General features: G+C 60.4%; 34 protein-coding genes and 1 pseudogene. 3 read left to right on the top strand and 32 right to left on the bottom strand.

The genetic code is table 11. The features are described 5' to 3' along the window. Positions 1–195 precede the first annotated feature (195 nt). Entirely contained in the window at positions 196–1,371 is a 1,176-nt protein-coding gene (locus AXK12_RS06635) for an ATP-binding protein (RefSeq protein ID WP_068712722.1), read from the bottom strand. Between the two features lie 500 nt (positions 1,372–1,871). Here AXK12_RS06635 and AXK12_RS06630 point away from each other — a divergent pair, with 500 nt between their 5' ends. Then, positions 1,872–3,194, top strand: coding sequence for an MFS transporter (locus AXK12_RS06630; protein WP_197457015.1), 1,323 nt, complete (start codon positions 1,872–1,874; stop codon positions 3,192–3,194). Positions 3,195–3,235: 41 nt separating this feature from the next. On the opposite strand, the gene AXK12_RS06625 is transcribed toward AXK12_RS06630, so the two are convergent. Then, positions 3,236–4,633, bottom strand: coding sequence for an RsmB/NOP family class I SAM-dependent RNA methyltransferase (locus AXK12_RS06625; RefSeq protein ID WP_068712718.1), 1,398 nt, complete (start codon positions 4,631–4,633; stop codon positions 3,236–3,238). A 79-nt stretch (positions 4,634–4,712) separates the two neighbouring features. Between AXK12_RS06625 and AXK12_RS06620 the strand changes: the two genes are divergently transcribed. Together AXK12_RS06620 and AXK12_RS06615 are read left to right on the top strand one after the other, a co-directional pair. After that, positions 4,713–6,569: a GreA/GreB family elongation factor gene (locus tag AXK12_RS06620; protein ID WP_068712716.1), complete on the top strand. Its 1,857-nt coding sequence runs from the start codon at positions 4,713–4,715 to the stop codon at positions 6,567–6,569. Positions 6,570–6,641: 72 nt separating this feature from the next. Beyond that, positions 6,642–7,589, top strand: a complete 948-nt coding sequence (locus tag AXK12_RS06615) for an ArsR/SmtB family transcription factor (protein WP_082782709.1) — start codon at positions 6,642–6,644, stop codon at positions 7,587–7,589. A 41-nt stretch (positions 7,590–7,630) separates the two neighbouring features. Here the strand turns inward: AXK12_RS06615 and AXK12_RS06610 are convergent, their stop codons facing one another. The 30 genes and pseudogenes from AXK12_RS06610 to rplC form a co-directional block, all read right to left on the bottom strand. Then, positions 7,631–8,917 carry a diaminopimelate decarboxylase family protein gene (locus AXK12_RS06610; RefSeq protein WP_068712714.1) on the bottom strand — a complete coding sequence of 429 codons (1,287 nt, stop codon included), beginning with the start codon at positions 8,915–8,917 and terminating at the stop codon, positions 7,631–7,633. Between the two features lie 181 nt (positions 8,918–9,098). Beyond that, complete coding sequence (locus AXK12_RS09440) at positions 9,099–9,548, bottom strand: hypothetical protein (protein WP_231863575.1); 450 nt, start codon at positions 9,546–9,548, stop codon at positions 9,099–9,101. 53 nt (positions 9,549–9,601) lie between these two features. Then, entirely contained in the window at positions 9,602–9,946 is a 345-nt protein-coding gene (locus AXK12_RS09435) for an ATPase (RefSeq protein ID WP_231863574.1), read from the bottom strand. A 151-nt stretch (positions 9,947–10,097) separates the two neighbouring features. Continuing rightward, entirely contained in the window at positions 10,098–10,388 is a 291-nt protein-coding gene (locus AXK12_RS06600; protein ID WP_068712712.1) for a hypothetical protein, read from the bottom strand. Between the two features lie 212 nt (positions 10,389–10,600). Further along, complete coding sequence (rplQ, locus tag AXK12_RS09550) at positions 10,601–11,176, bottom strand: 50S ribosomal protein L17 (protein ID WP_068712710.1); 576 nt, start codon at positions 11,174–11,176, stop codon at positions 10,601–10,603. A gap of 166 nt (positions 11,177–11,342) precedes the next feature. Further along, the gene (locus AXK12_RS06590; protein WP_068712708.1) at positions 11,343–12,344 is read right to left on the bottom strand and encodes a DNA-directed RNA polymerase subunit alpha; all 1,002 of its coding nucleotides are present in this window, start codon (positions 12,342–12,344) and stop codon (positions 11,343–11,345) included. Between the two features lie 110 nt (positions 12,345–12,454). Next, the gene (rpsD, locus tag AXK12_RS06585; protein WP_068712706.1) at positions 12,455–13,069 is read right to left on the bottom strand and encodes a 30S ribosomal protein S4; all 615 of its coding nucleotides are present in this window, start codon (positions 13,067–13,069) and stop codon (positions 12,455–12,457) included. A 65-nt stretch (positions 13,070–13,134) separates the two neighbouring features. Continuing rightward, positions 13,135–13,662, bottom strand: coding sequence for a 30S ribosomal protein S11 (gene rpsK, locus AXK12_RS06580; protein WP_082782708.1), 528 nt, complete (start codon positions 13,660–13,662; stop codon positions 13,135–13,137). A gap of 39 nt (positions 13,663–13,701) precedes the next feature. Further along, positions 13,702–14,076 (bottom strand): 30S ribosomal protein S13, encoded by a 375-nt coding sequence (gene rpsM / locus AXK12_RS06575; protein ID WP_068712704.1) that lies wholly within the window; start codon positions 14,074–14,076, stop codon positions 13,702–13,704. 73 nt (positions 14,077–14,149) lie between these two features. Next, entirely contained in the window at positions 14,150–14,935 is a 786-nt protein-coding gene (gene map, locus AXK12_RS06570) for a type I methionyl aminopeptidase (protein ID WP_068712702.1), read from the bottom strand. 356 nt (positions 14,936–15,291) lie between these two features. Continuing rightward, a complete protein-coding gene (gene secY, locus AXK12_RS06565; protein WP_068712700.1) occupies positions 15,292–16,794 on the bottom strand; it encodes a preprotein translocase subunit SecY in 1,503 nt (500 codons plus the stop codon). A gap of 76 nt (positions 16,795–16,870) precedes the next feature. Continuing rightward, complete coding sequence (gene rplO, locus AXK12_RS06560; protein WP_068712698.1) at positions 16,871–17,320, bottom strand: 50S ribosomal protein L15; 450 nt, start codon at positions 17,318–17,320, stop codon at positions 16,871–16,873. A 99-nt stretch (positions 17,321–17,419) separates the two neighbouring features. Next, positions 17,420–18,115, bottom strand: coding sequence for a 30S ribosomal protein S5 (rpsE, locus tag AXK12_RS06555; protein ID WP_082782707.1), 696 nt, complete (start codon positions 18,113–18,115; stop codon positions 17,420–17,422). Between the two features lie 20 nt (positions 18,116–18,135). Then, positions 18,136–18,498, bottom strand: a complete 363-nt coding sequence (rplR, locus tag AXK12_RS06550) for a 50S ribosomal protein L18 (RefSeq protein WP_068712696.1) — start codon at positions 18,496–18,498, stop codon at positions 18,136–18,138. Positions 18,499–18,551: 53 nt separating this feature from the next. Beyond that, positions 18,552–19,088, bottom strand: a complete 537-nt coding sequence (gene rplF, locus AXK12_RS06545; protein ID WP_068712694.1) for a 50S ribosomal protein L6 — start codon at positions 19,086–19,088, stop codon at positions 18,552–18,554. A 22-nt stretch (positions 19,089–19,110) separates the two neighbouring features. After that, entirely contained in the window at positions 19,111–19,503 is a 393-nt protein-coding gene (rpsH, locus tag AXK12_RS06540) for a 30S ribosomal protein S8 (RefSeq protein ID WP_068712692.1), read from the bottom strand. A gap of 84 nt (positions 19,504–19,587) precedes the next feature. Continuing rightward, positions 19,588–19,893: a 30S ribosomal protein S14 gene (gene rpsN / locus AXK12_RS06535; RefSeq protein ID WP_068712690.1), complete on the bottom strand. Its 306-nt coding sequence runs from the start codon at positions 19,891–19,893 to the stop codon at positions 19,588–19,590. 21 nt (positions 19,894–19,914) lie between these two features. Beyond that, on the bottom strand, positions 19,915–20,517 hold the full coding sequence (gene rplE / locus AXK12_RS06530; RefSeq protein WP_068712688.1) for a 50S ribosomal protein L5: 603 nt from the start codon (positions 20,515–20,517) through the stop codon (positions 19,915–19,917). A 117-nt stretch (positions 20,518–20,634) separates the two neighbouring features. Beyond that, positions 20,635–20,901 carry a 50S ribosomal protein L24 gene (gene rplX / locus AXK12_RS06525; protein WP_068712686.1) on the bottom strand — a complete coding sequence of 89 codons (267 nt, stop codon included), beginning with the start codon at positions 20,899–20,901 and terminating at the stop codon, positions 20,635–20,637. Position 20,902: 1 nt separating this feature from the next. Continuing rightward, positions 20,903–21,268 (bottom strand): 50S ribosomal protein L14, encoded by a 366-nt coding sequence (rplN, locus tag AXK12_RS06520; RefSeq protein ID WP_068712684.1) that lies wholly within the window; start codon positions 21,266–21,268, stop codon positions 20,903–20,905. A gap of 57 nt (positions 21,269–21,325) precedes the next feature. Continuing rightward, positions 21,326–21,655 (bottom strand): 30S ribosomal protein S17, encoded by a 330-nt coding sequence (gene rpsQ, locus AXK12_RS06515; RefSeq protein WP_068712682.1) that lies wholly within the window; start codon positions 21,653–21,655, stop codon positions 21,326–21,328. A gap of 43 nt (positions 21,656–21,698) precedes the next feature. Beyond that, positions 21,699–21,905, bottom strand: coding sequence for a 50S ribosomal protein L29 (rpmC, locus tag AXK12_RS06510; protein ID WP_068712680.1), 207 nt, complete (start codon positions 21,903–21,905; stop codon positions 21,699–21,701). A gap of 48 nt (positions 21,906–21,953) precedes the next feature. Beyond that, the gene (gene rplP / locus AXK12_RS06505) at positions 21,954–22,367 is read right to left on the bottom strand and encodes a 50S ribosomal protein L16 (RefSeq protein WP_068712678.1); all 414 of its coding nucleotides are present in this window, start codon (positions 22,365–22,367) and stop codon (positions 21,954–21,956) included. 63 nt (positions 22,368–22,430) lie between these two features. Further along, on the bottom strand, positions 22,431–23,063 hold the full coding sequence (rpsC, locus tag AXK12_RS06500) for a 30S ribosomal protein S3 (RefSeq protein WP_068712676.1): 633 nt from the start codon (positions 23,061–23,063) through the stop codon (positions 22,431–22,433). Between the two features lie 19 nt (positions 23,064–23,082). After that, positions 23,083–23,427 carry a 50S ribosomal protein L22 gene (gene rplV, locus AXK12_RS06495; protein ID WP_068712674.1) on the bottom strand — a complete coding sequence of 115 codons (345 nt, stop codon included), beginning with the start codon at positions 23,425–23,427 and terminating at the stop codon, positions 23,083–23,085. A 143-nt stretch (positions 23,428–23,570) separates the two neighbouring features. After that, positions 23,571–23,846, bottom strand: coding sequence for a 30S ribosomal protein S19 (gene rpsS, locus AXK12_RS06490; RefSeq protein ID WP_068712672.1), 276 nt, complete (start codon positions 23,844–23,846; stop codon positions 23,571–23,573). Positions 23,847–23,880: 34 nt separating this feature from the next. Continuing rightward, positions 23,881–24,747, bottom strand: coding sequence for a 50S ribosomal protein L2 (gene rplB / locus AXK12_RS06485; RefSeq protein ID WP_068712670.1), 867 nt, complete (start codon positions 24,745–24,747; stop codon positions 23,881–23,883). Between the two features lie 74 nt (positions 24,748–24,821). After that, entirely contained in the window at positions 24,822–25,103 is a 282-nt protein-coding gene (gene rplW / locus AXK12_RS06480; RefSeq protein WP_068712668.1) for a 50S ribosomal protein L23, read from the bottom strand. Continuing rightward, entirely contained in the window at positions 25,100–25,735 is a 636-nt protein-coding gene (gene rplD / locus AXK12_RS06475) for a 50S ribosomal protein L4 (protein ID WP_068712666.1), read from the bottom strand. The genes rplW and rplD overlap by 4 nt, the downstream gene beginning before the upstream one ends. Positions 25,736–25,758: 23 nt before the next feature. Then, positions 25,759–25,901, bottom strand: a pseudogene (gene rplC, locus AXK12_RS09300) (50S ribosomal protein L3); the annotation flags it as partial.

Raw genomic sequence — 25,901 nt, 5'->3', positions numbered from 1 at the left:
GGGGGGGGGGGATTTGCGTATGACAGACTGGCAGTAATACACTGCGTAAGAAAAAGCAGCAGAAAGCCTCTGATGGTATGAGCCGTTAGCATGCGCCCAAGAAGCGCCCGGGCCGCCTGATATAAAATCAAAACAGGCTACCTAGATTAGCTCACTCAATTCTAAAAAACCGACATCGGCGCTACTGCTCCCGGCCTAGCTCTCGTGCAATAAGGCCATCAGCTCGACCAAGGAAATCGCTTCCGTGTCCTTCCCTAAAGGAAAGCGCTCCTCGCCCGGATAAACCACGAAGCGCGCGCTCGCGCCTATATCCGCACAGCCGAGGTAAAAGCCCTTGGAAACCGTGGGCGCGCTTGATCGCTTAATCTCAATCGCCGTGACCGCTTGCCCGCGCTGGATAACGAGGTCGATTTCTGCCCCCGCTGCCGTGCGGTAAAACCACGCCTCCGCGCTCTTTGGCAGGCAGGAAAGCAGGTTTTCGATGACAAAGCCTTCCCAGCTCGGCCCCGCGACCGGATGCCCCAAGAGATCGTCCAAAGTCTCCAAGCCCAGCAGCGCATGCGTAAGGCCACTATCGCGCAGATAGACTTTAGGCGATTTCACGAGCCGCTTTCCCACGTTTCTCGACCAAGGCCGCAGCATGCGCACGAGCAGCAGATCTTCCAAAAGCTCGACATAGCGGCGGGCTGTAGGCGCAGAGAGGCCGAGACTGCCGCCAAGCTGGGCAGTATTGAGCTGCCCGCCCTGCAAATGCGCCAACATCGTCCAAAGCCGCCTCAACACAGTCGCCGGAATCCTCGGGCCAAGCTGCGGCACATCGCGCTCTAAGTAGGTGCGAATAAAGTCTCTGCGCCAGTCTAGGCTATCCCGATCATCTCCAGCTAGAAAACTGTCCGGGAATCCACCGCGTAACCAGAGTTCGGAAAGGCGTGGCTGAGCGCCTCCCCCAATTTCCTCAGCGGTAAGTCCGGTCAGCTCCGTGTAGGCAATCCTCCCCGCGAGCGATTCCGATGACTGCCGAAGTAGGTCGAGCGAAGCCGAGCCGAGGATCAGAAACTGCGCCGTGCGCAGCCCGCGCCGTCGCCGCCTATCAATCACGCCGCGCAACACCGCAAACAACTCGGGCGCACGCTGCACCTCATCGAGAATGATTAGTCGCCCCTCATTGGCGCGAAAATAGGCGCCCGGGTCGCCCAACTTCGCGAGGTCTTCTGGCGATTCTAAATCGAGATAAATCGGTGTGGGCTCGAACGCGCGTGCAATCGCCTCAGCGAGTGTCGTCTTCCCCACCTGCCTCGGCCCAAGCAGCCCCACTGCGGCATTTTTCCCCAGTGCCCGCTTCACTTCTGCCTCTGTCGCACGCTCAATCATCCTTGCAAATCGAAAAGTAAATTTTCGATTTGCAAGGATAAAACGAATTACACCGCTCTCTGCTCAACTGCGCACAGCCCTCCACTACGCGTGGGGCGGCAGGCTGTGCCTGCACCCGTTCAATTTGGGATTTCACATCGCGCTATCGCGCGAAAGCGAAATCCCAAATTTGAAAGCACTCTCCCCTGTCGCGTTGCGACAGAAACGGAGGGCTTATTTCAAAATCACGATTTGTGTTCGGTTGCGAAGCGACCGAGCCAAATCGTGATTTAAATGGGAGTGGCAGCATGCCACCGCCCCACGCGTAGTGGAAAAAGCGTATCAGCCTGGGGCTGCCGCCCCACGCGCAGTGGGAAAAAGACCTGTTGTGCAAACGAAACTGCTGGAAGCGGGGGAACCTATCTCCTTCGCTGAGTGCCAACGTGTCTGTGCCCAACGCTCAATCTGCATCTACTGCCACACCACCTAGCCGGCAGCCCGGGCCTCCACTTTCGCTGGGGGTGATTTTTCTAACGATCTTCATCGATCTACTGGGCTTCACGATTATTTTCCCGCTGTTTCCGGCGATTCTCGACCACTACTTCGCGCTGGAGGGAAATCGCGGACTGCTCGGCGCGCTACTGGGCGGGATAGACCGCTTGGCAGAACTCTCTGGGTCAGCGGGTAACTACCGCGCGGTCCTTTTCGGCGGAGTACTCGGCTCGGTTTACGCGCTGCTTCAGTTTACCTTTTCGCCCGTTTGGGGAAGCCTCTCGGACCGCATCGGGCGGCGCCCCGTGTTGCTAATGACGGTCGCGGGCACGGCTGCGAGCTATGTCCTGTGGTTTTTCAGCGGGAGCTTTCTGCTCTTCATCATCGCGCGACTTTTGGGCGGCGCCTTTGCCGGAAACCTGTCAGTCGCGACAGCGGCGGCAGCCGATGTGACGAGTCGCGAAAACCGCGCGAAGGGCATGGGGATCGTAGGCGTGGCCTTCGGGCTTGGTTTTTTGTTCGGCCCGGCGATCGGCAGCATCGCCGCATTTTACGACCTGAGTGCGAGCACGGTTGAAAACTGCGCCACCGCCACTGGGGGGACTGTGAGGGCTGCGGGCCTGCTGAGCTTTAGCGTAAATCCGTTTTCGCTGCCTGCGCTCCTCGCGCTCGGCTTCAGCCTCATCAACCTCGTATGGATCGCCCTAAAATTTCGCGAGACACTCAATCCGGCGAAATGCGAGGAAGCGCCGGCGCGCGTACGTTTCCCCATCGGGGCGCTGCGCGAGCTTGAGCGCGGGCCCGCGCGGCGCACAAACTGGCTGCACTTCGTCTTCAGCCTCGCGTTTAGCGGCATGGAGTTCTCGCTGCCCTTTTTAGCGACCGAGCGTTTCGGCTACGCGCCGACCGACATGTTTAAGGTCTTCGTGTTTCTCGGACTGGTCTTAATCCTGACCCAAGGGCTCGTGGTGCGGCGTGCCGTGCCGCGTTTTGGTGAAAAGGCCGTCTTAATTTGTGGGCTCCTCTCCGTATCCATCGGCATCACGCTAATGGGAAGCGCCGCGTCCATACCCGCATTTTACGTCGGGCTCGCGGTCACAGGACTCGGTTCGGGGCTCATCAATCCCAGCGTCTCCGCACTCGTCTCGCTCTACAGTCCCGCCTCGCAGCAAGGGCTCACGCTCGGAGTCTATCGCTCGCTCGGCTCGCTAGCGCGTGGACTCGGGCCGCTGGTCGCCTGCTTTTGTTATTGGTGGCAAGGGGCGACTACCACCTACCTGCTCGTTGCGCTTGTCACACTCATCCCGTGGTTAATGGCGATCGCACTGCCACGACCGGTAAAAGGCGAGTGAGCGCCTTTACCCGTGCTCGGCGCGGTCCGATACGACACGCCTCAGTAACTCGTCAGCCGCTTGCGCAGTCGATACACGCCCGCGCCATCATGCCCACTCTCCCACGGGAAACTCATCGCGCTGTGCTCTAGGATGAACGCCGAGCCGCCCGCGCGGCTCTGCATGAAGTCCCTAACGACCTCCTCGTTTTCTTGTGCGTCGATGCTGCACGTCGAGTAGACGAGTCGCCCCCCCGGCGCGACGAATCGGGCCGCCGCATGTAAAAGCGAAAGCTGCTGCTGGGCGTGCTTGCGAAAGTCGCGCTCCTGCAAACGCCACTTCGCATCAATCCGCCGCCGCATGACACCCGTATTACTGCACGGCGCATCCAGCAGCACGGCATCGTAGTCGAGCGGCAACCCATGCTCGCGCAACGCGGCGCGCGCCTCGGTCAGCAAGTCCGCCTGCACGAGCGCGACCTGCGTTTCGCCCTGAATCGTCGCCAAGTTTTCCTTCAAAAAGGCAATCCGCGGACTCGGCAAATCGAGCGCGACCACTCGGGCAAGCCCGGGCTTAGGCGCCGTATCGGCAGCCAATAAACTCTTCCCTCCCGGTGCCGCGCAAAGGTCGAGAAAACGCTCCCCTGCCGCCAACTCCAGCGCCTCAACCGCGAGCCGTGTACTCGGGTCTTGCACGTATGCGGCACCCGATTTCAGCAACGGCTCCAGCTCCGCCCAGTGCCCCGACTCGATTTCATAAAAGCCCGCGGCACCGCTTATCGGCGTGCTGCTTTCGGGGAGCGAATCCGTATTTTGGATACGCCAGCGGAAGCTAAGCTTCGCAGTGGATTGATTCCACTCCAGCAAGCGGCGCGTAGACTCCGCCCCGAATTGAAAAAGCCAACGGCGCACAAGCCACTCGGGATGCGAAAAATAACGCGCAAGCAGTTCCGGCCCCGCAAGCTTGGGTGGCGGCGGCGCAGTCATCAGCGGCACCAGCTTACGCACCACTGCGTTCACTAGCCGCGCCTCGGCAGGGCTCGTCAGTCGCTTCGCCTGCTCAACTGCGTGGTGCACGATTTTGGCCACCTGGCCAGTGAAGTCAGCGGCAGTCTCGCGCCCCTGCACAGTCTCGCGCCCTTGCAAATCCCCCATTTCTTGGGCCGACGCAGACGCAGCCGCTGCGGCCTCAATCAACTCGTAACCCGCCAAAAGCAAAATCGCGCGTGTTGGAAAACGCGGCGAATGCGCGATCAACTCATCCAGCGCGGCCTGCACTCTGCCGAAGTGCCGAATAACGCCATAGACGGAGTACTGGCAGCGCGCACGCTCGACCGAGGTCAACCCAGCGGGGCTCGCCACAAGCAGTGTATCGACGCGTTCGCGCTGCTCTAGCCAGCGGGTGAGGAGGTGCACGGCACTCTCCCAAGCTCCTTTTTTCAAGTGGGTTATGTTACGCATGGGTTATTTGATACACTATTTGACAAGCGTGGCTATTCTAAGCTGGAGTAAATCCTCACTGCACCCTCGCCACGCAACCATGAATCCCGAAGCCGTCTCCGCGCTAATCGCTAAGAACCCCGCCCTTAAGGCCGCAAAAACTAAACTAGAGGCGATGACGCCCGGCACGTATTGCGTGCACCGCAGTTGGGGCTTTGGGCAAATCAAGAGCTACGACGACGCTGCGCAGCGGCTCATTATTGATTTTAAAGATAAGCCCGGCCACCCGATGGATCCGGCCTTTTGCCTCAGCACGATGGAGTTGCTGCCTGCCAACCACCTGCTTGTTCGCAAGGAAACCGACGGCGCAAAAATCGCCGAGCTCATCGCCGAAAACCCCGCGCAGCTCCTCGTCGAAGCCCTCGAGTCGTATCCCAACCACGCCGCCACGCAGATCGAGATTGAGATCGTGCTCGCCCAAGTCGTCGGTGCCGAGAAATTCAAGAAATGGTGGTCCGCCGCCAAGAAGGTCATCACCAAAGACCCGCGTATCACCATCCCCGAAAAGAAGACCGAGTGCTACATCCTGCGCGAGAAGCCCATCTCTGCGGAGGACGAGATTTTGGAGCAATTTAGGGGTACGCGCAGCGCACGCCGCCGTATCGCCCTCGCAGTCGAGCTCCTCGACACGGCCAACAAGAAAAACCTGAAAGAAGAGCTCGGCGAAATCCTCCAAGGGGTGACTGAGGCCGTGCGCGATAGTAACCAGCTTGGCAAAGCCGAGCGACTCCACGGTGCCGCCGTGCGCGACGATCTCGCCGAACTCCTCGGGCACAAAGGTGAGCTAGCGCCCACTCAAGCCTCGCTCATCGCCGATGCGCGCGACCTGCCAACCGTCGCCGAAACCATCCCCGTACAGTTCCAGCGCCGCTTCCTCAATCTCATCCTCGACACGCACCCCATCGAGGCACGCGACATCCTCTTTAACCTGCTCAAAGTCTCCCAAGGCAAGTTCACCACTGAGTGTATTAACTTCCTCGTCGAGCACGACCACGGAGACGAGCTCGCCGCCACGCTCGGGCGTTGGCAAACCGAGCAAAACCTCCGCGCGCCCGTCCTGCTGTGGATTGTTAAAAACCGGCACTCCAAGAAGTTCGCCAAGCTGCTCCACGACCTGATCACCCCGCGCCTGCTCAGCGCGATCTTCTTTGCGATCGATTACGAAGCGCTCCAGTCCTCGACCGTACGCCGGATCCCCTTGGCCGATATCCTGAGTGACGACAGCGAGCTCATCGCCGACCTGCTCTCGACTGCCGACCCCGAAACCGCGCGCGACCTCGCCAACACGCTCCTGCTCAACCAAGGCTTCGAGGACCTCACCAAGAAATCGCTCCTCGCGCGCTTCATTAAGATTTTCCCCAGCATCCAAGCAATCGTCGCCAGCGAGGCCGATGGTAAGGACGAGCAACTCCTCGTTTCCCGCGCGAGCCACGACCGCAAACGCGAGGAATACGAAGCAATCATTTCCAAGAAAATCCCCGAGAACTCCAAGGCCATCGCTGCCGCGCGCGAACACGGCGACCTTAAGGAAAACTCCGAGTACAAGATGGCCAAGCAAGACCAGTCCGTACTCATGGCGCAAAAGGCACTCCTCGAGCGCGACCTCGCTCGTGCCCAAATCACCGACTTTAGCGAGGCCTCGACCGCCCAAGTGAGCGTCGGCACCGTCGTCGACATCAAAAGTGCCAACACCGGAGAAAGCACCCGCTATACTCTGTTGGGCGCGTGGGACGGTGAACCGGAGAAAAACATCATTTCCTACAAAACTGCGCTCGGGGCCGCCCTCATCGGCAAAAAAGCCGGCGAGTCCGTCACGATCAAAATCGGTAACAACGAAGAGACCTACACTATCGACCGGATTGCTCGCTATGCGGATGCGGCGGCGGCGGGAGCCTAAGTTTCTGAGGGCCCTCGGGGCCCGAGAGGGGCACTGCCGCACAGTCGCGCGCGAGAGTGCCCCCAACCCAAAATGAAGGCATTCAACCCACCGATGCTTCTCAAACTCGTCTCCGACTCGACTCGACTGCGGCTGCTCGCGCTCTTTCTGCGCGAAGAACTCTCGGTCGCCGAGTTACAGGAAGTCCTCGATATGGGCCAGTCGCGTATCTCGTCGCAACTCGCCTTGCTCCGTCAAGGGGGCGTCGTCAACGACCGCCGTGAGGGGAAAAAAGCCTTCTACTCACTCCACGCGAGCCTCCCCAAAGTGCAGCTCGACTTGCTGCATGCCGCCTTAGCGACCGTCGAAGGGCAAATGCCCGAGCTCGAACGCGATGCGGAAAACCTGGAGCGCGTCCTGCAAAAGCGCCGTCGCACGCAAGAGCAGTACTTTAGCCGGATTGCTGGCCGCTTTGACAAATATTACGCGCCTGGCCGCTCATGGAAGGCCTTTGCCCAACTCGCGCTGCGGCTCACCCCCGAAATCGCAATCGCCGACCTCGGCGCGGGGGAGGGCCTGCTCTCCCAACTCCTCGCCCGCCGCGCGAGCCAAGTATGGTGTATCGATAACTCGCCGCGCATGGTCGAGACAGGCACCGAACTCGCCAAGAAAAACGGGCTCGATAACCTCAGCTACAAACTCGGCGACATTGAGCAAGTGCCCCTACCCGACGCCTCCGTCGATTTGGCAATTCTCTCCCAAGCCCTCCACCATGCCCCGCATCCGCAAAAGGCAGTCGCCGAGGCCTACCGCATTCTAAAACCCGGTGGGCAGCTCCTCGTCCTCGACTTGCAGGAGCACGACTTTGAAAAGGCGCGCGAACTCTACGCCGACCACTGGCTCGGCTTTAGCGAAAACACGCTTCACAGTTTTTTAGCGCGGGCAGGCTTCACGCGCGTAGAGGTCGCCGTGGTCGATACGGAGCCCGACGAACCGCACTTCACGACGCTCCTCGCCTCGGGAACAAAGGCCGCCGCTTAGGCGACGGCTGTGTTACTCTGCCCGGCGGCCACCGCTTGCGGCTAGCTCGCCAGTCCCGGGTAGTCCAAGGTAGCGAAGTGGTCGGCGAGTGTCTCCGCGCGACGGATGAGTCGCCACTGTGGCGCCGACGACGCGTCTGCGGCGCCTTGCCACAACAGCTCGGCGCTGCGGAGTTTCCCGTTGTAGTTAAAGCCCATTGAGTGGCCGTGCGCCCCCGTGTCGTGAATGACGACCAAGTCGCCCAACTCCGGATCGGGAATTTCGCGATCGACCGCGAACTTGTCGTTATTTTCGCAAAGCGACCCCGTGACGTCGCAGACTAGGGACGGCGTGGTGCCCGGCTCTCGCCCAAGCACGCTGATGTGATGGTAAGCGCCATACACCCCCGGGCGCATCAAATTCGCCATGCACGCGTCCAGACCGATGTAGTTCTTGTAGGTCTTCTTTTTGTGAATGACCCGAGAAACGAGATAGCCGTAAGGCCCCGTGACCATCCGTCCGCACTCCATCGCGAGCCGAATCGGAGAGAGCCCAGCCGCCACAATCGTCGCTTCGTACACAGCCTTTATTTGCGCGCCCACAGCAGCGAGATCAACGGGCGCCTGCTCAGGGCGATAGGGAATCCCAATCCCGCCACCAAGGTTGATGAACTCGAGCTGCAACCCGAGCTCGCGGTGCAGCTCGACTGCGAGCGTGAAGAGCATTTGCGCCGTCTCCACGAAGTACTCGGGGTTAAGCTCGTTAGAGGCGACCATCGTGTGCAGACCGAAGCGACGGACGCCTTTTTGCTGGAGAAGCCGGTAGCCCTCGAAGAGCTGCTCACGAGTAAAGCCGTACTTAGCCTCCTCGGGCTTGCCGATGATCGCGTTACCCGCCTTGAGCGGCCCAGGATTGTAGCGGCAGCACAGAATCTCGGGGAGCTGCCCGCCAAGCGCATCCTCCAAAAATGGGATATGACTAATGTCATCGAGGTTGATGATCGCTCCCAGTGCAGCGGCCTCGCGGTATTCGTGCGCCGGTGTGTCGTTAGAGGTAAATATGATCGACTCCCCTGTGATGCCGACCGCCGCGCAAAGCTTGAGCTCTGCCAGCGAGGAACAGTCGCCGCCCATTCCCTCGCTCTTGAGCATGTCGAGAATGTAAGGGTTGGGCAGCGCCTTTACCGCATAGTAGTTTTTAAACCCGCCGGGAACCCAGTCGAAGGCGGCATAAAAGGCGCGCGCATTGGCACGGATCGCCGCCTCATCGTAGAGGTGAAAGGGCGTAGGAACTTGCGCACTGATTGCTTCGAGCTGCTCGCGAGTGAAAGGCAGGGACTTGGAACTCATAGGGAGGATAGCCCCAAGCGAGCCCGCGCGGTCGCCCGATGTCGAGCACACGGTGAGCCAGCGCCTACCAAAATGGAAGCAGCCGACCGGCTTTCCTTTGCGGGCTCGGCTCCCACGCCCCCTCTGGCAAACAGGCCGCCAAGCGGCGGCGCGCCCAAACCCGGTCTGCGAAAGTGACCGCTCAAACCGTCAAACCCGAGAGTAGCTCACGCTCTTCCTCTTCGGGCAGTGGCTCTCCGTTTACTTCCAGTATCCGCCTCGCGAACGGAGCGAGTTGCTCGGGCGGCACCTCCACTACGCCGATCTCGTCCCGCCATTGAATCACGGGCAGGCCAAGTTTTAGGTTTTCCAAAATCACATCGGCATAGGCCCTACGCATCGCACGCAGCCCCGCTCCTTGCTCGTGGGTCAAGTAGAAGCCTTGGGACTCCGAAACCTGAGACGCATTTTCCGTAGGGGGCTTCATGAAGCGAACTTTGGCGAAACGCTCGATGAAATCAAGTCGCGTAGCATCGACGACTCCCAACTCGCCCGCCTCCTCGAAGGCAATTAGGCGCGGCTTGTCTTTCGTGTTTTCGTGAAGCCACCACGCGTCGAGCAGCGGGCGGTAGAGCGTGGCGAGATTGCGCACCCCGAGCGAAAAACGACGCTGTTGAACCTCCTCTGGAATAGAGTGCCCCCCTTTTAGTACGCGCTGCGGCTAATATTGAGATTCGGCACCCACAAAAAATCGAGCCGGATGCGGTAACCCACCGCACGGCATTGCTGGAGCAGCGGCACATAGCCTCGTCCGGAAAGCGTCGTCTCGAACGAAAAATCCACTCGCTTCTCCATCAGCTCACGCAAGCGATTCAGCATGATTCGGCCCGCTGCGAAGGCCGCGCGCTCGGGAGCAAAAGGCGAGAGCCCAGCCGCAATTAAGTCCGCATTTACAAACTCAGCACACTGCACCTCTTTGGGGAGGAACTGCCGCATGTAGGTCGATTTCCCCACTCCGTTTGGGCCCGCCACAATGAACAGATTTGGCATAACAAGGGGAGAAAGCCCACCTTTGCGAGCGGGTCAATCGAAGCTGTGTAGAAGGCCACGGAGCCCACCCTAGCAGCGTAGAGCACGCTTGCATGAGTAGACGTGCCGGCGGCGCAAGCGCAGGCTGTTTTATTTCACCGAGACGCACGCGCTAGAAGCGCAGCGGAGTGTTTTCGTGGCCGCAGTGGGGACATTTCGCGGTCGAGGGCGCCCCACTCTTCGCTCCCCAGGCGGACTCGTTCGCCGCCCCTTCAGCGGATGCACTCGCCGCGCTCCAGTCGCCTGCTGGGAACTGATACAAGTGGTTGCAGCGGATGCAATGGTAGGTGCGGCGGCGGCGTTTGCGCTCGAAGCGTTTGTGGTCGCGCCGGTCGTAGTAAAGCCACAGCCCCAAGAAAAAGAGGCCGATGAGGATACAATAAAGAGAAGCGGAAATAACCACGGTCGTAGACCGATTTATTGGCGAGCGGCTACGCAGTCGCAGACCGAGGCAGCTCGTCTTCTAATACAAGAGAGGGAAAGGAGCATCAGCAGGTGGCACGACTCGAGCAAGTCGGCGCGTGACGCAGGCTGGGCTTACAAAAAAGCGCGTCGAGGGTTTGCCCGACGCGCTTAGAAAAAAGGGACACGGAACGCTCGCGTTAAGCGAGCCGCTTACTTCGTCTCGGCTTCGGACGCGGCGGGAGCCTCAACAGCGGCTTCGGGAGCGGGCGTTTCCGCAGCCGCAGGAGCCTCAACAGCGGGCTCTGCGTCCTTCACTTCCGCAGCAGCGGCGGCAGGCTTTGCGGTCTTCTTCGCTTTGGAGGCCGCAGCTTTACCGCGCGAACCGCGTTTTTTGTAGCCCGGGTCATCGGCCTTAACGAGTTCGATGAGGGCCATTTCGGCGGCATCGCCGAGACGGGGCCCGAGTTTGTAAATGCGGGTGTAGCCGCCGTTGCGGTCTTTGAATTCGTTGACCTTGTCGTTGAAGAGCAGCGTCAGCGCGTTCTCGTCGCGGAGGTCGCGGTGCGCGAGGCGGCGCAGGTGCAGCGCGTCTTTCGGGTCGGTCTTGGCCGCGGCGCGCTTGGCCTTGGTGATGAGTTTCTCGGCGAAGGGGCGCAGGGCTTTGGCCTTCGTAAGGGTCGTTTTGATACGGCCGTGAGTGATGAGCGAGGCGGTCATGTTCGACAACATGGCTTCGCGGTGCTCGCGGGTGACGCCGAGAGTGGCGCGGTGTTTTTTGTGACGCATTGGATTTTTCTAGGGATTTTGGGTTTTGAAACTCCCGTTCGGCAATCCGGCCGCAGCGTTAGGCAGCCTAGACGGCGCGAGAGTTAGTGAAATGAGTAGAAGCCGCAGGAGCGGGCTTCGGCACACGCACCCGAAGTCGGATGGGGTGCAAAAACGCAGCGCTCGCTTAGAGGTCGCGCTTGTTGTCGAGGAGGCGTTCGTCGAACTTCATGCCCAGCGAGAGACCTAGGGCTTCGAGCTTGTCCTTGATTTCGTTGAGGGACTTTTTGCCGAAGTTGCGGTACTTGAGCATCTCTTGCTCGGACTTCATGGCCAGCTCGCCAACGGTGGTGATGTTGGCGTTGTTGAGGCAGTTGGCGGCGCGAACGGAAAGTTCGATTTCGTTGACCGACATGTTGAGCAGCTTGTGGAGCTTGTTTTGCTCTTCGCTGATCTCGGACTGCTGGTTCTCGAATTCGTAAGTCTCCTCGGATACGCGGTCAAAGACGTCCAAGTGGCGCTTGAGGATGGAGCCGGCCTGCTTGAGTGCGTCTTCGGGGCCGATGCGGCCATCGGTCGTCACTTCGAGGATGAGTTTGTCGTAGTCGGTGATTTGGCCGACACGGGTATTCTCAACGCTGTATTTGACGAGGGTGACGGGCGAGAAGAGCGAGTCGATTGGGATGACGCCGATGGCTTGGTCTTCCTTTTTGTTCTGCTCGCCCGGGTAGTAGCCGCGCCCAGTCTTGATCTCGATTTCGGCCTCAAAGCTGCGCTTCGAGTCGAGCGTGCAGATCAATTGGTCGGGGTTGATGATGGTGATGTTGGCGTCGGCCTGGATGTCGGCAGCAGTCACGGGGCCAGGCTTGCCAACGCTGATGCGCAGGTTGATGGGCTCGCGCTTGTGCGAAACGATGAGCACTTTTTTGAGGTTGAGGACGATGTCGGTGACATCCTCGACAACGCCTTCGATGCTCTGGAACTCGTGGTTTACGCCGTCGATTTTGATCGAGGAAATAGCGGCGCCCTCAATGGAGCTGAGGAGGACGCGGCGCAGCGAATTGCCGATGGTGTGTCCATAGCCCGCTTCGAAGGGCTCGGCGATGAACTTGGCGTAGGTCTCTGTAGAGCCTTCTTCGACCTTGGTGAGTTTGTTCGGCAGTTCGAACTTTCCGAGACGTTTAGGCATAGCAATTACTCTTGGTTGAGCGGTGAATTAAAGCGGTATGAGTGAGGGAGGCGGTGCGCGAATGCGAGAAAAGCCGCCGCGAAAAAGTGCGGCGGCTCGGAGGGGCGAGCTTAGAAGCGCGAGTAGAACTCGACGATGATTTGCTCGTTAATCCCGGGCTCCATTTCGTCGCGGTTGGGTAAGCGGGCGACCTTGGCCTTGAGCGTCTCGCTGTCCATCGTGAGCCAGCCGGGGACGTTGCGCATGCGGTTTTCTTCGAGGTTGCGCGTGGCGAGTTGGCGCGAGGCGGGCGCGTTGCGCACTTCGATTTCGTCACCTGCTTGCACGGCATAGCTGGCGATATCGACCTTGTGGCCGTTTACGCGGATGTGACCGTGGTTGACAAATTGGCGGGCGGCGGCGCGGCTCTTGGCGATGCCGAGCAGGTAGACAACACTGTCGAGGCGGGTTTCGAGCAGTTGCAGGAAGCGTTCACCGGTGATGCCGCGCTCGTTCTTGGCCTTCTCGAAAAGACGGCGGAATTGGCGCTCGAGCAGGCCGTAGGTGTAGCGCAGCTTTTGCTTCTCGTTTAGACCGATGGCGTATTCGGACTGCTTGCTGCGACGGAGGCGCGGGCCGTGTTGGCCGGGCGGATAGGAGCGGCGCTCTAGGGCCTTGGCCGAACCGAGAATGTGTTGGTTAAAGCGGCGGCTGAGTCGTGTAGTTGGTCCTGTGTAACGAGCCATGACTGGGTGAGTGTGGTTAAGTGTTTTTTAAAGGTGCGAGCGCGAGCGTGTGGGCGCAGCGGCTATTAAGCGCGGCGGCGTTTGCGCGGGCGGCAGCCGTTGTGCGGAACCGGGGTGACGTCGATAATCGAGGTGATTTCTAGCCCGATCGCCTGAAGTCCGCGCACGGCACTGTCACGGCCCATGCCGGGGCCGGAAAGGCGAATGACGATTTCCTTAAGCCCGTGCGACATGGCAGTGCGGGCGGCGTCTTGGGCGACGATTTGCGCGGCGTAGGCGGTGGACTTGCGCGAACCGCGGAAGTTGCACTTACCGGCACTCGACCACGAGATGACTTGGCCCTTCGGGTCAGTAATCGAGACGATGGTGTTGTTGAAGGAGGCGAGCACGTTAGCGACGCCCGAGGAGATGTTCTTCGAGCCCTTGGCCTTGCGAATCTTGATTGTGCCCAGCTCTTCCTTGAGCAGGTCAGCAGCGGTGGGCTGTTTGGCGACGCCGCCGATGGTTTCGACAACAGGGGTTTCTTGCTCGACGGGGGCAGCAGCAGAATTGGCAGCCTGCTCGGTCTTCGGATCGGACTTTTCTTCAGCCATGATGGTGGAAAATGGTATGGGTTAGCGGGTGGTGGGCGATTACTTCGAGGACTTCGCGCCGATGGTCTTGCGGGCACCTTTGCGAGTGCGGGCGTTGGTGCTGGTGCGTTGGCCGCGCACGGGCAGGCCGCGGCGGTGGCGGATACCGCGATAGCAGTTGATCGCTTGGAGGCGCTTGAGGTTAGAGGCGATTTCGCGGCGCAGGTCGCCTTCGAGCAGCCACTTATGCTCGGTGATGATGTGCAGTACTTTGCTGAGCTGCTCCTCGTCGAGGTCGTTCGCACGCATGTTGGGGTCGAGCCCCGCTTCGGCAACGATGAGGTCGGCACGGGTCGGGCCGATGCCGTTGATGTAACGCAGGGAGTAGGCGACTTTTTTGTGCCCAGGGATTTCTACACCGAGTAGACGTGGCATGTGGTGGTGGTGGTTTAGGTTAAGAGGGTTGAGAGAGTTGGAGTTTGAAAAAAAGGGATTTAGGGAAACGCGCTCAGAGCGCAGCAGAAGAGAGCGTAGGCGGGACAGTGAGGATTTCGGGGCCTTTGTCCGTCGTGAGGATGGTGTGCTCAAAGTGAGCACTCGGAGAGCCGTCGGCAGTGACGACTGTCCACCCATCGGAGAGCACCTTGGTGTTGTAGTGACCTAGGTTTACCATCGGCTCGATGGCGATCGTCATCCCGGGCTTAATCACGGGGCCGCGTCCGGGCTTGCCGAAGTTTGGGATTTCGGGCGGCTCGTGCATCCGCTCCCCTAGCCCGTGGCCGACATAATCGCGGACGACGCCGTAACCGTGCGATTCGACGTAGGTCTGGACCGCATGCGAGATGTCGCCGATGCGGTTTCCGACGCGAGCTTGGGCAATCCCGAGTGCGAGCGATTGCTCGGTGACGCTGATGAGTTTCGCCCATTCGGGCGGAATGTCGCCGACGGGGATCGTCACCGCGTTATCACCGATGTAGCCTTGGTAATTTACGGTGACGTCGATTGAGACGATGTCGCCGTCCTGAATCACGCGACGCAGCGAGGGCACCCCGTGAACGACTTCCTCGTTCACCGAGATGCAGGTGTGAGCCGGATAGCGGCGGTTGCCGATTTGGTAGCCGTAATCTGCGCTGCGTGCGCCATTGGCCGCGATGAGGTCGCGGCCCGCTTCGTCCAAGTCTTGTGTGGTAAGGCCGGGCCGGACGAGTTGCTTTAACTCGTATAGCACCTTGGCCGCTACTGCACAGGCTGCGCGGATTCGCGCGATTTGATCTCTGTTTTTAACAACACTCATAAAAGTGCCACCGCCGCCAAAGCGCGGCGCGGAGTTCCTCCATTACAGAGTGGGGCCTGTGTGAAAACGTGGAGCAGCGTAGCCGGGGAGCGTCGAGGGGAGAGGCAGCCCGCATCAGGTTTGCGCGTAATGCTCAGGGCCGCGCGTATTGCGCGACTGAGCCGACGCGAAATCTCAAACCGCAGCACGGAGGCCGCAGCGCGAGAGACGTGCTCTAGTGGTTTCTTCAAAGAACGGGCTCGGGCGAGATGGCGGGAGTGGAGTCCCGCGCTGCCGAAGCAAAGTGAATTGGATTTAGCGACGAGGTCGCGAAAAAAGGGGCAGAGGCTGTGCGCCAACATTTCGCGAGTAAAGCCCTAAAGTGCGAAGGCTTGAATCGCCCAGGCGATGATGCCGATGGCGAAAATGATCCCCGTAGGAACCACGAGTTTCATGACCGCCTCCGAACTCAGCGCATCGCCAGTCATGCCTTGGCGAGCACCCGCGGCGCGGGCGCGCACACGGCCCTTTTTGAGGAAGCCGTCATAGTGCCGCTGAAGCAGGAAGGTCTCCATCTGGCGCATGGTATCGAGGATGACGCCCACGGTGATGAGCATCCCTGTGCCGCCGAAGAAAATCGCGATACGCTGCGGGACGTTGAGCTCGAAGAGCAGGAAGTCCGGCATGACCGCGATGACCGTCAGGAAGATGGCCCCCGCGAGGGTGAGCCGCGTCATGATGAAGTCGAGGAACTGCGCGGTGGGAGCGCCCGGGCGCACACCCGGGATGTAGCCGCCGTATTTCTTCAAGTCGTCGGCGATCTGGATGGGCTTAAACATGATCGACACCCAGAAGTAGCTAAAGAACAGGATCAGGCAGGTGTAGATCGCGTAGTAGCTCCAGTGCCCACGCAGCAGTTGCTGCGAAAACTCGGTCAGAAACTTGATGTTAAACGCCGCGCCGATTTGGGAAAAAATCTGCTGCGGGAAGAGGATAATCGCGCTGGCGAAGATGACGGGCATCACGCCCGAGTAGTTCACCTTGAGCGGCAGGAAGGAGCTTTGCCCGCCCATGACCTTGTTACCCACGACACGCTTGGCGTATTGGACGGGGATTTTGCGCTGACCTTGCACCACCATGATGATGCCCATCGTCACCGCGAGGAAGAGCAGGATCATGACAATCGCCTGCGGAAGCCCGAGCCGGGCGACACCGATTGGCGCAAAGAAAAGTTGGTAAGTCGCAGTCGCGGCAGCCGGGATGTCCGCCAAGATACCGACCGTGATGAGCAGCGAAACACCGTTGCCGATACCGCGCTGAGTAATCTGCTCGCCCAGCCACATGAGGAGCATCGTGCCCGCCGTCATGTAAATAACCGAGGTGAAGAGGAAGCCCAGCTTCCCCACCATCACAATCGGCCCGTAAATCGTAACGTCGTAGCCGGGGAAGAGCCGCCCGGGATTTTCGAGCGCGAGGATAAGGAGCGTCCCCTGCACTAAACAGATCAACACCGTCGCGTAGCGGGTGTACTGCGTGAGCTTTTGACGGCCTACGTCACCTTCCTGTTGGAGCCGGCTCAGCGCGGGCACCAGTGCCGTCATGAGCTGAAACACGATCGACGCACTGATGTAGGGCATGATGCCGAGTGCGGCAATCGCGCCCTTAACCAGCGCACCGCCGGTGAACATGTTGTAGAGCCCGACGAGTGTGCCACCGCCGCCGGCGGTCTGGTCGGCGAAGAAGCTCTGGAGCGGATGCGGGTCAATCCCGGGGAGCGGGATGTGCGCCGCGACCCGAGCGACAAAGAGCAGCGCGAGCGTGTAAAAAATACGCGAGCGCAGCTCGGGGATTTTTAGAGAGTTAGTAAACGCGGAGAACATCGAGCAGTGGGCAGCTAAGGCGGGCTAATGAGTGCGAGGCCGCGAGCGCAAGGGGCAGTCGCGGCGTCAGCCGTTGTTAGGCGGCGACGATTGCTTGGCCGCCTAGCTTTTCGAGCTTGGCCTTGGCCGACTCGGAGAACTTGGCCGCAGTGATTTTGAGCGGGCGGGTAAGCTCGCCGTTGCCCAACACCTTAAACTTCGCGTCGCTCTTGCGCAGAAAACCGTTAGCGGCGAGCACAGCGGCATCGACTTCGCTAATTGCCGCGTCAAGCGCTTCGAGGTCGCCCAGGTTTACGATGGGCAGCTCGGTGCGGAAGTTTTTGTTATTAAAGCCGCGATGCGGGAGCCTGCGGTAAAGGGGCATTTGGCCGCCTTCAAAGCCCGGGCGGATGCTGCCGCCGGAGCGCGCGGTCTGGCCTTTGCCACCGCGGCCGCTGGTCTTTCCGTGGCCGCCGCCTTCGCCGCAACCAACGCGCTTCTTGCGGTGCACGGCACCGGCCACATTCGAGAGTTCGTGAAGTTTCATAGCTGTGTTCCTGTGTCTGGGGCGCCCGAGCGGTCGCGTGCAAATCGCGCAACGCAAGCCCGCTCGGACTCGGATTATAAATAACGGTCAGTTTCTCGCTTAGGCGGCTTCCCCACCCTCGCTCTTCAGCGCGTTCTTGTAAGCTTCAGAGATGCGCAGCTTGCGTAGCCCCTCGAAGGTCGCGTTCACCACGGCGATGTGGTTCTTCGAGCCGAGTGACTTGGTGAGGACGTTCTTAACGCCGGCCGCTTCGAGGACAGCGCGGACACCGCCACCAGCGATAAGGCCGGTTCCGGTCGTCGCTGGGCGCAGTAGCACGCGGCCACCATCGTACTCGCCGATGACTTCGTGCGGGATGGTGTCGCCCTTGATTTGGACGGGCACCATTTGCTTGTTCGCATGTGCGGTGCTCTTGCGAATCGCTTCGGGGACTTCGTTGGCCTTGCCGTAGCCGATGCCAATCTTGCCCTTGCCGTCGCCGACGACTGAAAGCGCGGAAAAGCTGAATCGGCGACCGCCTTTGACGACCTTGGCGCAGCGGTTGATGAAGACGACTTTCTCGATGAGGCCGGAGTCTTCGGCATCTTTGGCGTCGTTGTTACGGCGATCGCGGCGCGGGCCACGGCCTTGGCCGCCATCGCGGCGACCACCGCGGCCTTGGCGTTGTTGGGGGGCTGCGCTCGGTGCAGCCGTCGGTGCGGCCGCTTCAGCGGTGACTACAGCCTCGGGGGCGACCGCTGCGTCAGCGCGGACGGCGGAAGTGGCTTCGGTATTGGTTTCAGTTGCAGTGCTCATGTAGCGAGGGCGTGTAGCGCTTAGAATTGGAGTCCGCCTTCACGAGCGGCTTCGGCGAATTGTTTCACTTTGCCATGATAACGGGCACCGTTGCGGTCGAAGACCACCGACGAGATGCCCGCCTCTTTGGCTTTGGCGGCAAAGGCAGTGCCCAGCTCCTGTGCACCTGCCACATTGGCCGCGAGCTTCTTCTGACGGAGGTCGGGCGCGAGCGAGGAGAGGAAGGCCAGCGTTACGCCCTTTTCGTCGTCGACAGCCTGCGCGTAAATGTGCTTGCCGGTGAACTTGACGGAGAGGCGGGGCCGCTCGGCGGTGCCATTGATTTTCTTGCGAATGCGCCAGCGGCGTTTCTGCAAGAGTTTGGATTTTAGAATAGTGTCCATGGGTCGTGGTGCTCCCTTGAGAAGAGTTATGGTGAGGAGGATAAGGCGAAGCGTTAAGCGACGGTCTTGCCTTCCTTGCGGCGGACGCGCTCGCCAACGATGCGAACCCCTTTGCCCTTGTAGGGCTCGGGCGGGTAGTAGCTGCGAATCTCGGCAGTGACCGCACCGACGAGCTGCTTGTCCGCGCCTTCGACTTTGACCTTGGTCTGGTCGGCGACGGTCACGGTGATCCCTTCGGGGATATCCATCACGATCGGGTGCGAGTAGCCGAGCGCGAGGTCGAGCTGCTTACCTTTGAGCGTCGCGCGGAAGCCGACGCCTTGGATTTCAAGGTCTTTAACAAAGCCTTGGCTCACGCCTTGGACCATGCCGGCGATGATTGAGCGGGCCGTGCCAAACATGGCGCGGGCGAAGCGGCTCTCGTCGGCAGGTGCGACTACGATTTGGCCTTCAGCCTGCGTAATCGTGATGACCGGCGCGAAGGTTTTAGAGATTTTCCCTTTCGGGCCCTCCGCACTGACGGTCGTGCCTTCGATGGCGACCTTCACGTTGGCGGGGACGGGGACAGGTTGTTTACCGATGCGACTCATGGTGTGTGGTGTCCTCCGTGTGTTACCAAACTTTGCAGACGAGCTCGCCCCCCGCCTTGTTGCGGCGGCAGTCTTGGTCCTTCATCAGGCCCTGCGAGGTGGAGAGAATCGAGATACCGAGCCCGTTGAGCACGCGCGGAATCTCGGTGTAGCGGTAGTAGAGACGGCGGCCAGGCTTGGAAACGCGCTGGAGGTCGGTGAGGACGGGTTGGCCGTCCACATACTTCATCTTAACGACGAGGGTTTTGTGGCCGCGCGAATCGGTGCCCTGGGTGTAGTCGGCGATGTAGCCGTCACCTTTGAGGATGGAGGCGATCGATTCTTTGAGTTTGGAGTGCGGTGCGGAGCACTCGGCTAGCCGGGCCCGCGACGCATTGCGCAAGCGGGTCAGGAAATCACTAATAGGGTCGTGCATGTGGTGGATGTTTTTCTAAAGCCCGAAGCGGGTCATATCCGACTCCCGCATGGGCAAAGGGTTTCGTTAACGGAGGCAGCTCGCTTACCAAGAGGACTTGGTGACGCCGGGGATTTTTCCCGAGAGTGCGAGTTCGCGGAACTGGATACGCGAGACGCCGTATTTGCGGATGTAGGCGCGGGGACGGCCACTGAGTTTACAGCGGTTATTGACGCGCACCGATGAGGAGTTGCGGGGGAGCTTGGCGAGTTTCTTTTGCGCGGCGAAGAAGTCTTCGTCGCTGGACTCGGGGTTCGCGAGGATGGCCTTCAGCTCGGCGCGCTTGGCCTTGTATTTCTCTACAAGGGCTTCGCGCTTCTTGTTGCGTTCGATGGCAGATGTTTTGGGCATGTGGACTCCAGAAATTGGGGGTTACGCGGCTTCAGCTTGGGGCTCGTCTGCGGCGGCAGTGGTCGTGGCGGCAGCTGCGGCGACTCGGCGGAAGGGCATGCCGAGTAGGCGCAAGAGTTCGCGGCCTTCTTCGTCGTCGGTCGCGGTGGTGACGATGGTGATGTCGAGCCCCATCGTCTTCTTCACGTTTTCCACCGTGATTTCGGGGAAGATGGTGAGGTCGGCGATACCGAGGTTGTAGTTGCCGTTACCGTCGAGCTTGGGCGAGATGCCGCGGAAGTCGCGAATGGTGGGCAGCGCGACCGCGATCAGGCGGTAGAGGAAGTCCCACATGGCGTTGCCACGCAGGGTCACGCAGCAGCCGACGACCTGGCCTTGGCGAAGCTTAAAGTTGGAGATCGCCTTCTTGGCTTTGGTGAGCACGGGGCGTTGTCCAGCGATGAGGCCGAGGTCGCGCTGAATGTCCGAGATCTGGGTCTTATCGGCGTCTGCATCGATGCCCGTGTTGAGGACGACTTTTTGAATCGTGGGCACTTCGTGCTTGTTGGTGTAGCCGCGTGCTTTCGTCAGCGCGGGGACAACCTGCTCGGCGTAAAGGGTTTTAAGTGTCGGTGTGTGGCTCATTGGGAAGTGCTACCGGATTTCCGACCCGGCGGCGTTTTAGGGAAAAGGGGCGGATAACGAGGATCCGTGTTGGGCTTGGCAAGTGCAGAAGCGAAAAACGAAGGGCGCGCGCAACGCTTAGGCGGCGGATTTGCCGCGCTTGCTGGCATCGTAGGTCGCCTTGAGCATGAGATTGGAGACGTGAATGGAGCCCTCGCGCTCGGCGATGGTGCCGTTGGGATGATCCTGCGACTTTTTGAGGTGTCGCTTAATCATCGCCACGCCTTCGACGCGGGCGCGCGATTTGGCGGGGAGCACTTCGAGGACTTTGCCTTCCTTGCCTTTGTGGGAACCAGCGATGACGACGACCTGGTCGCCGCGTTTGATGTGAAATGGTGAAGCCATGTTAGAGAACCTCCGGGGCTAGGGAGATGATTTTCATAAAATTCTTCGCGCGCAGCTCGCGGGCGACCGGGCCAAAGATGCGGGTGCCTTTGGGGTTGTTGTTCGCGTCGATGATGACGACCGCGTTACTGTCAAAGCGCAGGTAGCTGCCATCCGCACGGCGAACGGGAGCCTTGGTGCGCACGACGACGGCTTTGACGACTTCGCCCTTCTTCACCGAGGCGTCGGTCGAGCTTTCGCGAATGTGGATGGTGACGATATCGCCGATGCCCGCAGTGTCGGTGTTTTGACCGGCTTTGCGGATCATGGCGGCTTTGCGTGCGCCAGTGTTGTCGGCGATTACGAGTCTAGAACGAAGTTGGATCATGGCGTAGCTCCGTAAGGTAGGATGGTGTTAAAACGGTGTGTCGGCAGCCCAGCCGGGTTACGCCTTAGCGGCTTCTTCCGCAGTGGCGGACTCGGCCACGCTGGCAGCGACGTCTTCGATGCTCGCCGCGCGCTCGAGGATGGAGACGATGCGCCAGCGCTTCAGGCGGCTGAGCGGACGCGTCTCCATGATCTCCACTTTGTCGCCCGGGTGCGTCTCGTTTTTCTCGTCGTGCGCGTGCACGACGGTCTGGCGATTGACCACTTTGTGGTAAAGCGGGTGCGGGGCTTTGTAAGGAATCGTGACCTTGATGGACTTATCGCCGGAGCGACTGGTAACGAAGCCGATGAGCGTCTTGCGGCTGTTGTGGCGAATGTGTTGGGACATGGCGGCGGTGTGTGTCTTCTAGTGCGGCAGGGCTCGCGGGCGTTTAGGCCGCAGCGACTTGCGGGCGGCTTTTCTCGTTAAGGATGGTCTCTAGGCGGGCGATCGTCTTGCGCAGCGCACGCAGTTCGTGGGTCTTCTCTAACTGGCCGGTCTGCTTGCGCAGACGCAGTTGGAGGAGTTGGTCGCGCAATTCGCGCAGTTTAGCGGTGATCTCGGTCGGCGAGAGTTCGCGGATTTCTTTGGAAGTCATTTGGGCAGTGGGCAGCGCGTTTGGGCGTTCTCAGAAGGCGCGAGCGTTTTACTCGGCGCGGGTGAGGAAACGACAGTGGAAGGGGAGCTTAGCATCGGCCAAGCGGAAGGCCTCTTTGGCAATCGTGGCGGGGACGCCGGAAAGCTCGAAGAGCATCGTGCCGGGCTTGATGACGGCCACGTAGTGGTCGACCGAGCCTTTACCCTTACCCATGCGGACTTCAGCGGGTTTGCTGGTGACGGGTTTGTGCGGGAAGACGCGAATCCAGAGTTTTCCTTTGCGTTTGAGGTGGCGCGTGATGGTGACGCGGGCGGCCTCAATCTGGCGGCCAGTCATGGGCCCACGAGTGAGCGACTGGAGGCCAAATTCGCCAAAGGCGAGTGTGTTGCCGCGTTTCGCGTTGCCGGTGTTACGGCCTTTTTGCGATTTGCGGTATTTGGTGCGAGCGGGTGCGAGAGCCATGTGTGGTTTCTCCTAAAGATGGGCGGTTCCGTGCGGCGAGGTGTGTGACAGGCGGCGCAAGGATTAGTTGTTGTCGGACTCTTTTTTACAGATCCAGCACTTGATGCCGATCTTGCCGTAGACGGTCTGCGCTTCCGCGAAACCGTAGTCGATGTTCTCGCGGAGCGAGTGGAGTGGCACGCGGCCTTTGCGCTGCCATTCGCGGCGGGCGATGTCGGCACCGCCGAGACGGCCCGAGCACTGGATGCGGATGCCCTGCGCGCCGAGGGTCATGGCGACTTCGACGGCCTTTTTCATCGCACGACGAAAGGCGATACGACGCTCCAGTTGCAGCGCGACGTTTTCGGCGACGAGCTGCGCCTCAATCTCGGGCTTCTTAACTTCTTGGATGTCGAGGAGGATTTCTTTGCCAGTGAGACGCGCGAGCTCCTCTTTGATTTTCTCGACCTCTTGGCCCTTGCGGCCGATGACGATGCCGGGGCGCGCAGTGTAGATCTCGACGCGGACGCGGTTGCTCGCCCGCTCGATAAAGATGCGGGGAACGCTCGCCTGCTTGAGCTTCTCCATGAGCTTGTCGCGGATGAGTTGGTCTTCGACGAGGAGCCTGCTGAAGTCCTTCTTACCCGCATACCAGCGGGACTGCCAGTTGCGGCGGACGGCGAGACGGAAGCCTACGGGATTAGTTTTTTGGCCCATTTCGGAAGTAGTGTGAAGATCAGTTGGAAGTGTTGCCGTCGCTAAGGACGATGCGGATGTGGGACATCTTTTTACGGCGGGGCTTAGCGGTGCCGCGCGCGCCGGCCTTGAAGCGTTTGAGGACGGGGCCGTTTTCGATGATGGCGGACTTCACCGTGAGCGAGTCGGCGCTGAGGTTGTTGTTGTTCTCGGCGTTGGCGATTGCGCTCTTGAGGGTCTTGACGATGAGGCGTGCGGATTTGCGCGGCACGAGGGTCAAGAACTCGACGGCTTCGGCGGCTTTGCGCCCTTGGATCGTGCGCGCGACTTCGCGCACTTTCTTCGGCGACATGCGCGCGTATCGGGTGAGGGATTGGACTTCCATGATCTTAAAGATTCCTTCGGAGAGGCGACAGCAGGGCTTCCTATGATTCCGCCGCGAGCGCGGCGGAGTTTTGGGAAAGGCCCCCTGCCCTTTTCGTTTGGTTCGTTAGCTTAGGGTTAAATGGATAAATTAAGAGCGTGAGGTTAGACGGCCTTCTTGGTCGTCGCGCCGTGAGACTTAAAGGTGCGGGTCGGGGAGAACTCGCCGAGCTTGTGGCCGACCATGTTTTCGGTGACGTGCACGGGGACGAACGCTTTGCCGTTGTGCACGCTGAAGGTGAGGCCGACGAAGTCGGGCGTGATGGTCGAGCGACGCGACCAAGTCTGGATGGGTTTGTGCGAGCCAGCGGCTGCCGCCTTCTCGATTTTTTCGAGCAGGTGGTAATCGACGAAGAAGCCCTTTTTGATGGAACGTGCCATAGTGGGTAAGGAGTGCGCTTAAAGGTTTCTAAGATTACTTGCGGCCACGGGGCTTGCGACCGTTGGCGTGGACGATGATTTGGCTGTTCGAGGGCTTGGAGCGGCGACGTGTCGGGTAGCCCTTGGCGAGCTGTCCCCAAGGGGAGACGAGGTGCTGGCGTCCACCACCGCTCTTCGAGAGTCCGTTACCACCGCCGTTGGGGTGATCGATCGGGTTCATCACAATACCGCGGACGCGGGGACGGCGGCCTAGCCAGCGTTTGCGACCGGCCTTGCCGAGCGACTGGTTGGAGTGGTCGGAGTTGCCGACTTCGCCAATGGTGGCGCGGCACTTCGGGTTCACGAGCCGGATTTCGCCCGAGGGCATCTTGAGCTGCGCGAAGCCGTTTTCGACAGCGACGAGTTCAATCGAGGCTCCAGCGGAGCGAGCGAGTTGCGCACCGCGGCCGGGGACGAGCTCCACGGCGTGGATGCGGGTCGCAGGCGGGATGAGCGAAAGCGGGTAGTTGTTGCCCACCTTGAAGTCGTTGTGCCCCGCCGTGTTCGAGGTGACGATGGTCGCACCGACTGCGAGCTTCTCGGGGGCGATGATGTAGCGTTTCTCGCCGTTGGCGTAGGCGACGAGTGCGATATTCGCCGAGCGGTTCGGGTCATACTCGATCGCCTGCACGCGAGCCGGGATGTCGAGGATCGCGCGCTTAAAGTCGATGATGCGGTAGAGCTGCTTGTGACCACCGCCGCGACGGCGCGAGGTGATGCGGCCGTAGACGTTGCGGCCACCGCTCTTGTGCTTGGACTCGGTGAGGGCGCGCTCGGGACGCTTCTTGGCGAGATGCGGCTGGTGGTTGAGCGTAGTGAACCGCTGGCTAGCGGTCGTGGGTCGGGAAGCTTTTAATGGCATGGGAGGAACGACTCCTTCTCGGTTTTATAAATGGTGTGGCGTGGGCGGCGGACTGCGGCGCGTGGGAGCGGCACTTAGATTAGCTCAATCTTGTCGCCGGTCTTCAGCGTCACGATGGCCTTCTTGTAATCGGAGCCTTGGACGTAGCGGCCGGCGCGGGTGCGCTTGTTTTTGCCACGGTAGTTCTGGATGTTGACGCGACGGACGGTGACTCCGAAGGCCTTCTCCACCGCCTCAGCAATCGAGTGCTTGGTCGTGTCGGGATAGACCTCGAAGGTGTATTGACCGAGCTCGGCAGATTGCTTGCTCGATTTCTCCGTCATGCGGGCGAGTTTGAGGACGGCGTTTGCGTTCATTTCTGACCTCCGTTAATGCGGGATAGGATACGTTCGAGGGCACCGGTGCTCACGATGATCTTGCGGTATTTGGCAAGGTCGACCGGGTTGAGCTCGGCGGCTTCTTGGAGCGAGACACGCTCAATGTTGCGCGCTGCGCGGAAGGCTTCGTCGGAAAACGGCGCGTCAACGAGGAGGATGTTCCCCTTGGGCGCGATACGGCCGACGACTTCGTTCATGAGCTTGGTCTTCGGCTCGGGAAGCACGAATTGCTCAATGACGGCGAGCTCGCCTGCGGACGCGCGCTCGAAGATGGCGCGGCTAAACGCGAGAGCGCGAACCTTGGCGTTAACCTTCTTCGAGTAGTCGCGGGGCTTGGGCCCGAAGACGACACCACCGCCCACCCAAAGCGGGGAGCGCGAGGAGCCGGCGCGAGCGCGGCCCGTGCCTTTTTGCCTCCAGGGCTTCTTACCACCGCCGCGAACTTCGCCGCGGGTCTTGGTCGAGTGCGTGCCTTGGCGGCGGTTGGCGTTAATGGCGACGATTACCTCTTTGAGGGCTTGGCGGCCTTTATCGCCTTCGAAGACGGGGAGACCGGCGAACTCTTGTTCGGTGCTGGTTTTGCCGTCGGAACTAAAAACGGTGAGTTTCATGGGCTAGCGTGTGTCCTTCAGGGTTAGGCGTTCTTGGGCTGGCCTTTGATGGCGGTGCGGATGACGACATCGGATCCATTGGCCCCGGGAATCGCCCCTTTTAGCAGGAGGAGGTTTTTGTCAGCGACGACTTGCACGACGCGCAGGTTCTGCACCGTGCGGCGCA

This window comes from Cephaloticoccus capnophilus (assembly GCF_001580045.1).
Classification (GTDB): domain Bacteria; phylum Verrucomicrobiota; class Verrucomicrobiia; order Opitutales; family Opitutaceae; genus Cephaloticoccus; species Cephaloticoccus capnophilus.
This window is presented reverse-complemented; position numbering and strand designations above follow the sequence as displayed.